Here is an 11,482-nt window from a genome sequence, read left to right as displayed (position 1 = left end):
AACATGCGATTCACCTCCTTGTCTATCAATATTCACATCATAGACAAGGAAAGAAGAAAATATTCAGCTCACTTTATGATGTGGCTGAATAGTTACCAAATCTATTTTCCATGCCTACGTATGATGGAATTACGAACAAAGCCACATATTTTGAAAGTCAGGGAGGGGCTTTTCATGAATAAACAAAAGGCGCTGCTGCCGATTACGACATTCGCCATGATGTTTTCGTTCGCCGTGTGGGCTGTGTTTTCGCCGCTTGCGAGCACATTTCAAGAAATGTATGGGCTGACATCGACGCAAAAAAGCATTTTGGTCGCCATTCCGGTGCTGCTCGGCTCGATCATGCGTTTGCCGCTTGGCATTTGGACGGACCGGATCGGCGGGCGCAGGCTGTTTTCGCTGCTGCTCTTGTTTCTTGTCATTCCGCTTGTTGGCGCAGGGTTTGCAGATTCGTATGCGATGCTTCTGTTTTGGGCGTTTTTCATCGGCATGGCCGGAACGTCGTTCGCCATTTCGGTGACGTTCGTTTCCCGCTTGACTCCGCCGGAAAAGCAAGGGACGGCGCTTGGGATTAACGCGATGGGCAACTTCGGCACGGCGGTTGCTGCGTTTTCCGTTCCATCGATTGCCGCAGCGTTTGGTGTGCCTTGGGCTTTTTGGGGGATGATCATTCCGGTTGTCGTCATGCTCGTTCTCGTTTGGTTTTTCACACCGGATATGCCGAAGCCGAAACAACAAAAAACGGTGCGTGAATCGCTGTCGGTATTGAAATATAAACATACGTGGACGTTGTCGCTCTTTTACTTCGTTACGTTCGGGGCGTTTGTCGCTTTCGGCATTTACTTGCCGTCGCTGCTCGTTGACTTGTATGGGTTGACGCCAGTGGATGCTGGGATGCGCGCGGCTGGGTTTACTGTACTCGCTACGCTTGCGCGGCCAGTCGGCGGCTATCTTGGCGATAAAATCGGAGCTGAACGGGTGTTGACGTTCGTCTACGCTGGAATGACAATCGGCGCGTTGGTGATCGCGTTTGGAATGGAAAATATTTGGGTGATGACAGCGGCTTGTTTGTTTGTGGCCGTGATGTCTGGGCTGGGCAACGGTGCGGTGTTCAAACTCGTGCCGCAGCTGTTCCCAGCCGAAACGGGCGCCGTCACCGGCCTTGTCGGCGCCTGGGGCGGACTTGGCGGCTTTTTTCCGCCGATTGTCATGGGGATCATTAAAGATGCAACAGGTTCGTACGTGCTCGGTTTTCTGCTCCTTAGCTTGTTTACCCTTATTTGCTTCTTGCTGAACCGGCTCGTATTTGGCAAAAAAGCCGGCGAACCGGCGAAGCGGTTCGCTTCTTGAATGGAATACCGTATAGAGAGGCTGAAAGCTTGTTCGCTTTTAGCCTCTTTTTTTGTTTGGGCGTGTTTTTCTGTTATTCAATGTGAGTATGCGTTTCACTATTGTTACATGATTAAAATATATTGCTCATTATTTCACAAATCATTCAAACATGGCCGTCTGTTGGTGATACAAATCACCAGGGAAGAAGTGAAAATGCCGTACGTTAAAGGTGTAAATCAAATCATCTAAGGGGGGAGAACGATGAAACGAAGGATGTCTTCGTTATTGTCCGTCGCGTTAGCCGCTTCGCTTCTGGCCGCATGCAGCAACGGGGGAGGAGGAGAGGCAAAGGCGGAAAATAAAAACGGAACAGCGGCAACTACGCAACAGTCTGCTACGAACATGTCAGCGGCGCATAAAGGAGTGAACCAAGCACCGGTGCCGTTGAAAATGGAGCGGATCGGCCCGCATGATGTCCGCGTTGAAATGACGGCGCAAATCGGGAACATACCCGATCGTCACTCATCAGTTTAACCATGCACAAAAAGGAGCCGTCGCCATGCTGAAAGTGACCGAAACGGGCGAAGACGACGGCTCAGAAACAAGCGGACATTAATGTTTCCCCATTTCCCTAAACGGGAGATAGCCGCCTAAAGTCCTATAGCTCTTATTATACGGCGGTGAAAAGAAAAAGAAGTGATTCGCATCACAACCAAAAAAAGAAAAAGAGAGCGTCCGACAGGCCGCGAACAACGGTCGATCGGGCGCTTTTCCAATTCAAGCGATTTTCTCGGAATGTTCTTCGGTTTCGGAAGTGCGGCTTTTTTCATCGGATATGACCCGGCCGCTTCCTGACGGAAAAGATGAGCGGGGACTTCCACCGTCACCGGACCGGGCCTGCCATGGAGCGCGATTTCGTAAGCGTGCTGAATAGCAGATGGAATATCATTGATCTCGTTTACTTGCAAATGGTATTTTGTCACTGGCGTACAAAGACTCAAAATATCGAGATCGGGAGCGTATAAATGCTCTTCCGGTGAAGGCCGCCCAATAATGGCAAGCAGCGGTACAGAATCGCTTAATGCTGCGGCGATTCCGGTAATGCTGTTTGTGACTCCCGCCCCGATGATCGCCACGCCGAGTCTTCCTGAAGCGCGGGCACAGCCGTCCGCGGCATGAACAGCCGCCTGTTCATGTTTCATTTCGATTATGATAGGCAAGGACAAGAGTCTAGCACATGACGGACAGGCAACGTGCTTTCGTGGCAGCAGCCAAACACGTGGGTGATCCCTTGAACGGCTAGCGATTCGATAAGTACATCGGCTCCAAGGCGTGTGGGAGGATGAACCATTTTGTCACCTTCTTTTTAATTTAAACAACTCATGTGTGCAATGTATGTGAATATCGTCACATGGAAGCACAAGGAACATCTTTTTCTCGTTTCTGCATAATCCATTCGTTGTTTGGAAATTATAGGGGAATAGAGGGAATCGGTGCAAATAAAGGAAGCGAGATGATGAAATGAGCGGACCGTCACTAAGAAAATTGGAAGCGCATCGTTCTATTCATCATGGCGCCTTTGCCGAAGCGAAGCGCCTAACTGAACTGTTGGAAACATTATATACCGATGGGCGTTGTGAGCATGCCGCTGAAGTGGCGGATGCCCTTGTAGAGCACTGGGAAACACGGATCATCGCCCATGCGGAAGCAGAAGAAGAAGGCTTTTACCGCGAAAAGGCAAAAGAGAGAGGGGAGTTGGCTGAAACGATCACCCAGCTCAAGCGCGACCACGACATGATGAGAACGTTGATTGCTGAAATTAGGCAGCGGTTGCCCGGGCAAATCGATCGCGAGGTGTTGACCCGCTTTCACACGCTGCTTCATATCAACCGCATCCATAGCACGGATGAAGAGGCGTTGCTTTTTTAATTGAAAGGCAAAGAAAGGAGAGGCAAAACGGAATGAACGAAAAACCTGCTCCGCTTTTGCGCAAACTGAAGTATTTCGGTCGGTCGGAAAAAATCGCCGGCCACGCTGAGTTGTCGCCATACGGGAGGGACGTAGAGAAAACATACCGCCGCCGCTGGCAACATGATAAAGTGGTTCGTACAACCCATGGAGTCAATTGCACAGGTTCGTGCAGCTGGAAAGTGCATGTGAAAGACGGCATAATCGCATGGGAGACGCAGCAAACCGACTACCCGACAACAGGCCCCGATATGCCGGAGTATGAGCCGCGCGGCTGTCCGAGGGGAGCGAGTTTTTCCTGGTATACATACAGCCCGCTTCGCGTCCGCTATCCTTATGTGCGCGGGGCGCTGTTGCGGCTTTGGAAAGAAGCGCTGCAACAAGAAGGTGATCCCGTAGCCGCGTGGAAGTCGATTGTCGAAGATCCGGAAAAAGCGAAACGGTATAAACGCGCCCGTGGAAAAGGCGGGTTCGTGCGGGCGAAATGGGATGACGTTTATACGATGATCGCCGCGTCACTGATGTATACGATTCAAACGTACGGGCCGGATCGCATTTTTGGGTTTTCACCAATTCCGGCGATGTCGATGGTCAGCTATGCGGCCGGGGCACGGTTTTTGAATTTGATCGGCGGCGCCTTGCTCAGCTTTTATGACTGGTATGCCGATTTGCCGCCGGCTTCTCCGCAAATATGGGGGGAACAGACAGACGTCCCGGAAAGTTCAGACTGGTTTAACTCAAGCTACATGATTGTCTGGGGATCGAACTTGCCGCAAACGCGCACCCCGGATGCCCATTTTTACGTTGAGGTGCGCTACCGGGGGACAAAAGTCGTCGCTATTAGCCCTGACTATGCCGAATTTGTGAAGTTTGCCGACAACTGGCTGCCGGTGCAGCCGGGAATGGACGGAGCGTTGGCAATGGCGATGACCCACGTCATTTTAAAAGAGTTTTATGTCGATCAATCCGCTGATTATTTTTCTGATTATGTTAAAAAATACACCGATTTGCCCTTTTTAGTCATGCTGAACAAACAGGGGGATCGTTATACCGCCGGCCGCTTTTTGCGGGCGAGCGACCTTGGCATGCCGCTTCAGTATGCGGAATGGAAAACGATTGTTTGGGATGAGCAATCAAAGACGTTTGCCGTGCCGAACGGGACGATTGGCCATCGTTGGGAGAACAGCGGGAATTGGAATTTGCAGCTGAACGATATGGACAATAAACGAATCGGAATCCGCCCGGCTTTGACGTTCCTTGGCCAGCAAGATGATGCCGTCGTCGTGCAGTTTCCGCACTTTGAGGCAGGAAATAAAACGGTGCTCGAACGCGGAGTGCCGGTCAAGGCCATTAAGCAAAACGGGGAGGCGGTGTATGTCACGACAGTATTTGACTTGTTGCTTGCCAAAATGGGCGTCAACCGCGGGCTGCCTGGTGATTATCCGGCCGATTACGATGACATGAAGCCATATACGCCGGCATGGCAGGAGGCGATCACTGGCGTTGATCGAAAGACGGCGGCGCAAATTGCCCGCGAGTTTGCCCAAAATGCCCTCGATTCCAAAGGACGCTCCATGATCGTCATGGGATCGGGCATTAACCATTGGTATCATTCCGATACCATCTACCGGGCGATTTTAAACCTTGTCTTGTTGACCGGATCACAAGGAGTTAACGGCGGCGGCTGGGCGCATTATGTCGGTCAAGAAAAAGTGCGCCCGCTTGAGGGATGGCAGACGATCGCCATGGCCCGTGACTGGGGAGGACCGCCGCGGCTGCAAAACGGGACGTCGTTTTTCTACTTTGTCACCGAACAGTGGAAATATGAAGATCAAAGCATGGATGAACACGTCTCCCCGCTCGTTGACAAGCCGCGCTACAAACATGGCGGCGATTACAATTATTTGGCCGCCCGACTAGGCTGGCTTCCATTTTATCCGCAGTTTAACGCCAACAGCATTGCGCTAGTGGAACAGGCGAACGCAAAGACGAACGAGGAAGCGGTTCAATATGTCGTTCAGCAAATCAAAAAAGGAAACATTAAATTTGCCATTGAAAACCCGTCCGATCCGATTAATTTTCCGCGCGTGATGTTTGTTTGGCGCGCAAATCTCATCGGCAGTTCGGCAAAAGGGCACGAATACTTTTTAAAACATTTGCTCGGCACCCATCATGCGAATTTCAGCGAACAAAATGATGACTTGAAAACGAGCGAGATCGTTTGGGATGAGAACGCGCCGGAAGGCAAACTGGATTTGATGGTCAATATCGATTTCCGCATGGCTGGGACCGGGCTGTATTCGGACATTGTTCTTCCGGCGGCGACGTGGTATGAGAAATATGATGTGAGCAGCACGGACATGCACCCGTTTGTTCATCCGTTCAATCCCGCCATTGCTCCGCCGTGGGAAGCGAAATCGGACTGGGATTTCTTTAAAGGGTTAGCCAAAACGTTTTCTGAGTTGGCCGCCCGCTATTTTTCCAAACCGGTGTTAGATATCGTAGCTACCCCGCTTTTGCATGATACGCGCGATGAGATCGCGCAGCCGTTTGGCGTTGTCAACGATTGGAAGGATGGGGCGGCAGAGCCGGTTCCGGGAGTGAACTTTCCGCGCTTGCATATTGTAGAGCGGGATTATAAGGAAGTATACAACAAGTTTGTGGCGCTTGGTCCGATGGTTCGTGAACAAATCGGGGCGAAAGGGCTCAGCTGGGATGCCAAGGAAGAATACAAATGGCTGCTTGATACGCTCGGCCCTTCGACGTTGGAAGGTCCGTATAAAGATTGTCCGAGTTTGTTGACAGACCGAGATGCTGCCGAAGCTATTTTGGCGCTTTCAAGCACAACGAACGGTTCCTTAGCTCTCAAGGCATGGGGAGAAATGGAGAAAAAGACGATGCAGCCGCTAAAAGATTTAGTCATTGAGCGGGCTGAGGAACATATTACCTTTCAGGCTATCACTGTCCAACCGCGGCAAGTGTTGACCACTCCTGTCTTTAGCGGAAGCGAAACCGGAAACCGTCGCTACTCTCCGTTTACGACGAACGTCGAACGGTTGATTCCTTGGCGGACGTTGACAGGAAGGCAGCATTTTTACTTGGACCATGAGCTTATGTTTGAGTTTGGAGAAGAATTGCCGACGTTTAAAGCGCCGCTCAGAAAGCTTGCCTTTTACGGCTATGACCGGCGTCCGCAAGTCAGCGGCAAAGAACTCACTCTTCGTTATTTGACGCCGCACTTTAAATGGTCATACCACAGCACATACGGAGATACGCTGCCGATGTTGACGATGTTCCGCGGCGGTCCGCACGTCTGGATGAACAAAGAAGATGCCGCAGAAGCCGGCATTGCTGACAACGACTGGATCGAAATGTACAACCGCAACGGGGTGGTCGTTGCCCGGGCGGTCGTCAGCCATCGCTTGCCGCGTGGGGTCGCGTTTATGTACCATGTGCAGGAACGTCATATTAACGTGCCCGGCTCGCCAATCAGCAAACTGCGCGGCGGCACGTTCAACAGCCCAACCCGCATCCATGTCAAACCGACGCAAATGATCGGCGGTTATGCACAATTAAGCTATGGCTTCAATTATTATGGGCCGACAGGAAATCAGCGGGATGAGCAAGTGATGATCCGCAAACTTGAAAAAAGGGAAGTGGATTGGCTTGAGAGTTAGAGCGCAGTTTGGGATGGTTATGAATTTGGACAAGTGCATCGGTTGCCACACATGCAGCATTACATGCAACAATACATGGACGAACCGCCCTGGGGCGGAATATATGTGGTGGAACAATGTGGAAACGAAACCGGGCATCGGTTATCCGAAAGAATGGGAAAACCAAGACGGGCATAAAGGCGGCTGGGTGCTCAAAGACGGGAAGCTCGAGTTGCGCGCCGGCGGCCGGGTGAATAAACTGTTAAACCTGTTTTACAACCCGAATATGACGGTGATCGACGATTACTATGAGCCTTGGACATACGATTATGAACAGCTGATCAACCGTCCGGAAGGGGAGCACCAGCCTGTCGCCCGGCCTAAGTCACAGCTGACGGGCGAATACATGGATATCACTTGGGGACCGAACTGGGAAGACGACTTAGCCGGGGTATATGAAACAGGAAAACGAGATCCGAACGTAAGAGGCATTGAAGAAAAAGTGAAATTTGAGTTCGAACAAACGTTTATGATGTATTTGCCGCGCATTTGCGAACATTGTTTAAACCCTCCTTGCGTCTCTTCTTGTCCGTCAGGGGCGATTTATAAGCGGGATGAGGACGGCATTGTGCTTGTTGACCATGACGCGTGCCGGAGCTGGCGGTTTTGTGTGACCGGCTGTCCGTATAAAAAAGTGTACTTTAATTGGAAAACGCATAAGGCGGAGAAATGCACGTTTTGTTTTCCGCGTATTGAAGCAGGATTGCCGACAGTTTGTTCAGAAACGTGCGTCGGCCGGCTCCGTTACATCGGTATTGTGTTTTACGATTTGGATCAAGTCGAGGCGGCCGCTTCGGTCCAAGATGAAAAAGAGCTGTACCACGCCCATTTGCGCATCTTTTTAAATCCGTATGATCCGGACGTGATTGAAGCGGCGCGCGAAGCCGGGTATACGGACGATTGGATTGAAGCGGCGCAACGCTCACCGGTTTATAAGCTTGCGGTCGAGCAAAAAATCGCGCTCCCGCTTCACCCGGAATACCGGACGTTGCCAATGGTTTGGTACGTTCCGCCGCTCAGTCCGATCATGGGGGCGTTTGACGGCGGGTTGGACGACATTCATCCGCATGTCATTTTTCCAGCGATTGACCAAATGCGCATTCCAATTGAGTATTTGGCTAATTTGTTGGCTGCCGGCGACACGGAGGTCATCCGCACGGTGCTGAAAAAAATGGTGGCCATGCGCAGCTATATGCGGGCGGTAAACCTAGGAAAAGAGCCAGACCGGAGTATCCTCGAGAAAGTCGGCATGGATGAACATACGGTCAAGGAAATGTATAAGCTTTCGGCTGTCGCGAAATATTCCGACCGTTATGTCATTCCGTCTTCCCATCGGGAGAAGGCCGGCAACGCGTTTTACGGTCAAGGGACGGCCGGCTATGCGTTTATGGAGTCTTGTTCCGGCTGCTCTGAATATGATGCGGAACGTTTTTACTCGTTTGATTGGGGGGGATGAGGATGGAAGAGCATCAGAGACTATTTAAGCTCGCTTCCATTTTGCTGCAGTACCCAGAACGAGAATGGCTGGAAGATGAGCAGCTGTTTTATGAAATTTCCAAGCTCGCCAACCATACGGCCCGCAAACGGTTTTTACAGTTTCTTGACTACGCGAAAACAAAAGCGGTCGACGAGCTGTGCGAGCTCTATGTGCGAACATTTGATTTGAGCGATCGAACGACGATGTATCTCACGTACTACTTGTTTGGCGATCAAAAAGAGCGCGGCCAAGCGTTGTTAAAACTAAAAGAAGCATTTCGTCGTGCTGGTTTGGAACTGACAGAGGATGAGCTGCCAGATTACTTGCCGCTTATGCTCGAGTTTGCCGCCGCCGCCCCAGTCAGCGATGCGAAAAACGTTCTTCTCGCCCACCAGCGGGCCATCAAAGGGTTGGCGGACAGGCTCCAGGAGGTTAACCACCCGCATTTCTTTGTTTTGGACGGCTGTCTTGCAGGCATGGACGCATTTCTTGAAGAAGCAAAAGGGGTGGATATTCCAATAAGAGAGGAGGAGGCCACATGACACTGCTTGATCAGTTCCTTTGGGTGATCTATCCGTATATCATGTTGACGTTATTTGTTGCCGGCCATATTTACCGTTACAATACTGATCAGTTTGGCTGGTCGGCGAAGTCAAGCGAGTTTCTTGAGAAACGGCGGTTGCGTTGGGGAAGCGTTCTGTTCCATTGGGGCATTCTCTTTGTATTTTTCGGCCATGTTGCCGGCATTTTAGTTCCAAAGGCATTTTATGAATCGATCGGGATTACGGAAGAGATGTACCATTTTGGGGCGGTCTGGTTTGGCGGCGCCGCCGGGGTCGCGACTGTGATTGGGGTGGTATTGCTCTTATGGCGGCGGTTGAGCGTTCGCCGCCTTCTCCGCCATAGCAGCAAAAGCGATCTTGTTGTATTGCTGCTATTAACGATGGTCATTTTGACAGGGTTTACAAATACGGTTGGATATACAGCAACCGGCGGGACGTTTGACTACCGGGATACGATCGGCCCTTGGTTTCGCGGCATTTTAACGTTTCGGCCGCTGCCGCAGCTCGTCAGCGATGCGCCGATTGGATTTCAAATTCATATTCTCTCCGCCTTGCTGTTATTCGGCGTTTGGCCGTTCACCCGCCTCGTGCATGTATGGAGCGTCCCGGTGACGTATTTAAACCGGCATTACGTCGTCTATCGCCGGATGCGGGCGAAAAAAATTTAGTGAAAGAGCGGGGGCTGTCCATAAAAGAGTTGCTTGGCAACTCCTTTATGACAGCCCGCTAAATTTCATTCAATGCAGCAAATATCTGGTGGGCAGTCCTCGCATTGGATTTCCGTTTTTAAATAGTTCAAGTCGTGGACGGTGATTCTCCCCCGCTTCATGGAAATAATTCCATCTTGCTTTAACGCATTGAGCATCCGATTGACGCTCTCGCGTGTCGTGCCGCAAAAGTTGGCTAAGTCTTGGTTTTTTAACGTCACATCAATGAAAATACTCCCATCTTCAAGCGGGACGCCATAGCTGTTGCATAGGCGAATGAGCGTCGAATAGAGCGCCCCTTTTTTGCCGTTCATAATCAAGTCGCGAAACTTCGTCTGCGTTCGCCGGGCATGTTTGCTGATCCAGCGCATATATTCAAGAGTAAGGGTCGGATTGATCAGCAGCTGCTCTTCGAGTTCGCTTTTATTCATCACCGCTGCTTCACCCGATTCAATCACTTTGGCGGTCAATAAATAGCGCGGGTCGCTCGTAAACAGCGTTAGCTCGCCGACAATTTCTCCACTCCCGCAAATGCGGAAACACATTTCTTTTCCATCGGGGCAAATTTTGCTTACTTGCACCTTGCCGGAAAGAATCAAATACAGCTCATTGGCGGGCATTCCTTCTTGAAACAAAAACGAATGTTTGCGAAGCGGAATCACTTTTTTCGACGATTGCAGCCATGAGCGCAAGAGGGAAAAATCGCGTTTCTCCACTAGTTGGCTTTGCCGTTCCATGATTGACACCTCCATTTGTTCGGCTACTTCTATTGTAAAAAACATCACAGTAAGGACAGAGTGAAAAAAATCACCGTTTGTCACTTTTTTTGTGCAGGTTGTCACAAATTTTTCTAACCCGGATTTCCCCTCCCATATGATACAATCAATGTGAGCAGTGTCACAGCGTTTGCCTGCTCGTTTTCGTATAGTAGGATGGAGATGGAACAAAGAGAGGCTGACCTATGACATCGTTTTGGTCACCGGTTTGGTTATCGATCAAAGTATCGCTCCTCGCCGGCTTGATTGTCGCGGTCTTAGGGACAGCGGCGGCGAGGCGGATGGCGCGCCGCCGGTTTCGCGGCAAGACAGTGGTGGAGACGGTGTTTATGTTGCCGCTCGTGTTGCCGCCGTCGGTCGTCGGTTTTTTGCTCGTCGTCTTGTTTGGCCGACATAGCCCCATCGGCCAGTGGATCGAAACGTCATTTCATACGACCGTACTGTTTACGCCCGGTGCCGCGGTGATGGCCGCCGTGGTCGTGTCATTCCCGCTCATGTATCAGGCGGCCAAAACCGGGCTCGAAGCGGTCGATCCAACCATTGAAGGGGCGGCGCGCATCGATGGGGCGAATGAGCGCCAAGTTTTTTGGCATATTTCGCTGCCGCTTGCCAGACACGCGTTATTATCCGGGGCAGTGCTGTCGTTTGCCCGCAGCCTCGGGGAGTTTGGCGCAACACTCATGTTTGCCGGCAATATTCCAGGAAAAACGCAAACGATCCCGACCGCCGTCTATATGGCCATGGAATCGGGGCGAATGGAGTTAGCGTGGGCATGGGTGGCGGTCACGATCGGATTGTCATTCAGTTTATTGGTCTTTGCGACGAAACTCGGTCGTTTACGGGAGTGAACTACCCCCACTTAATTTTCTAGCGAAAATTTGAAGTGGGGGCTTCCAAAGAAGTTTGACTGCTTCAAGCAATCCTTATTCTTTGAGGCGTGTCC

The 11,482-nt window shown here is 51.1% G+C and carries 10 protein-coding genes; 8 read left to right on the top strand and 2 right to left on the bottom strand.

From position 1 onward, the window contains the following. Nucleotides 1-174 precede the first annotated feature (174 nt). The gene (locus CV945_RS15340) at nucleotides 175-1,350 is read left to right on the top strand and encodes an MFS transporter (RefSeq protein ID WP_100660105.1); all 1,176 of its coding nucleotides are present in this window, start codon (nucleotides 175-177) and stop codon (nucleotides 1,348-1,350) included. Nucleotides 1,351-1,593: 243 nt separating this feature from the next. Then, entirely contained in the window at nucleotides 1,594-1,866 is a 273-nt protein-coding gene (locus CV945_RS17640) for a hypothetical protein (protein ID WP_232722239.1), read from the top strand. A 116-nt stretch (nucleotides 1,867-1,982) separates the two neighbouring features. Here the strand turns inward: CV945_RS17640 and CV945_RS15330 are convergent, their stop codons facing one another. Then, nucleotides 1,983-2,534, bottom strand: a complete 552-nt coding sequence (locus CV945_RS15330) for a thiamine pyrophosphate-binding protein (RefSeq protein WP_232722236.1) — start codon at nucleotides 2,532-2,534, stop codon at nucleotides 1,983-1,985. A 319-nt stretch (nucleotides 2,535-2,853) separates the two neighbouring features. Between CV945_RS15330 and CV945_RS15325 the strand changes: the two genes are divergently transcribed. The 5 genes from CV945_RS15325 to narI are packed head-to-tail and all read left to right on the top strand — an operon-like array spanning nucleotide 2,854 to nucleotide 9,724. Further along, nucleotides 2,854-3,261 carry a hemerythrin domain-containing protein gene (locus CV945_RS15325; protein ID WP_023633808.1) on the top strand — a complete coding sequence of 136 codons (408 nt, stop codon included), beginning with the start codon at nucleotides 2,854-2,856 and terminating at the stop codon, nucleotides 3,259-3,261. 32 nt (nucleotides 3,262-3,293) lie between these two features. Further along, nucleotides 3,294-6,977 (top strand): nitrate reductase subunit alpha, encoded by a 3,684-nt coding sequence (locus tag CV945_RS15320; RefSeq protein WP_100660104.1) that lies wholly within the window; start codon nucleotides 3,294-3,296, stop codon nucleotides 6,975-6,977. Beyond that, on the top strand, nucleotides 6,967-8,472 hold the full coding sequence (gene narH, locus CV945_RS15315) for a nitrate reductase subunit beta (RefSeq protein WP_100660103.1): 1,506 nt from the start codon (nucleotides 6,967-6,969) through the stop codon (nucleotides 8,470-8,472). Before CV945_RS15320 ends, narH begins: the two co-directional genes overlap by 11 nt. 2 nt (nucleotides 8,473-8,474) lie before the next feature. Beyond that, a complete protein-coding gene (narJ, locus tag CV945_RS15310; RefSeq protein ID WP_023633811.1) occupies nucleotides 8,475-9,035 on the top strand; it encodes a nitrate reductase molybdenum cofactor assembly chaperone in 561 nt (186 codons plus the stop codon). Next, the gene (narI, locus tag CV945_RS15305) at nucleotides 9,032-9,724 is read left to right on the top strand and encodes a respiratory nitrate reductase subunit gamma (RefSeq protein WP_023633812.1); all 693 of its coding nucleotides are present in this window, start codon (nucleotides 9,032-9,034) and stop codon (nucleotides 9,722-9,724) included. The genes narJ and narI overlap by 4 nt, the downstream gene beginning before the upstream one ends. A gap of 65 nt (nucleotides 9,725-9,789) precedes the next feature. Here the strand turns inward: narI and CV945_RS15300 are convergent, their stop codons facing one another. After that, nucleotides 9,790-10,500 carry a Crp/Fnr family transcriptional regulator gene (locus CV945_RS15300; protein WP_031212570.1) on the bottom strand — a complete coding sequence of 237 codons (711 nt, stop codon included), beginning with the start codon at nucleotides 10,498-10,500 and terminating at the stop codon, nucleotides 9,790-9,792. A 224-nt stretch (nucleotides 10,501-10,724) separates the two neighbouring features. Between CV945_RS15300 and modB the strand changes: the two genes are divergently transcribed. Beyond that, entirely contained in the window at nucleotides 10,725-11,387 is a 663-nt protein-coding gene (gene modB, locus CV945_RS15295) for a molybdate ABC transporter permease subunit (protein ID WP_023633814.1), read from the top strand. Nucleotides 11,388-11,482 lie beyond the last annotated feature (95 nt).

Origin of the sequence: Geobacillus sp. Manikaran-105, from assembly GCF_002809955.1 — a bacterium.
In the GTDB taxonomy this organism is placed as follows: Bacteria; Bacillota; Bacilli; order Bacillales; family Anoxybacillaceae; genus Geobacillus; species Geobacillus thermophilus.
This window is presented reverse-complemented; position numbering and strand designations above follow the sequence as displayed.

Coding starts and splice junctions, on each gene's coding strand:
- CV945_RS15340 (WP_100660105.1), top strand. CDS start 175: ATGAATAAACAAAAGGCGCTGCTGCCGATTACGACATTCGCCATGATG.
- CV945_RS17640 (WP_232722239.1), top strand. CDS start 1,594: ATGAAACGAAGGATGTCTTCGTTATTGTCCGTCGCGTTAGCCGCTTCG.
- CV945_RS15330 (WP_232722236.1), bottom strand. CDS start 2,534: ATGAAACATGAACAGGCGGCTGTTCATGCCGCGGACGGCTGTGCCCGC.
- CV945_RS15325 (WP_023633808.1), top strand. CDS start 2,854: ATGAGCGGACCGTCACTAAGAAAATTGGAAGCGCATCGTTCTATTCAT.
- CV945_RS15320 (WP_100660104.1), top strand. CDS start 3,294: ATGAACGAAAAACCTGCTCCGCTTTTGCGCAAACTGAAGTATTTCGGT.
- narJ (WP_023633811.1), top strand. CDS start 8,475: ATGGAAGAGCATCAGAGACTATTTAAGCTCGCTTCCATTTTGCTGCAG.
- narI (WP_023633812.1), top strand. CDS start 9,032: ATGACACTGCTTGATCAGTTCCTTTGGGTGATCTATCCGTATATCATG.
- CV945_RS15300 (WP_031212570.1), bottom strand. CDS start 10,500: ATGGAACGGCAAAGCCAACTAGTGGAGAAACGCGATTTTTCCCTCTTG.
- modB (WP_023633814.1), top strand. CDS start 10,725: ATGACATCGTTTTGGTCACCGGTTTGGTTATCGATCAAAGTATCGCTC.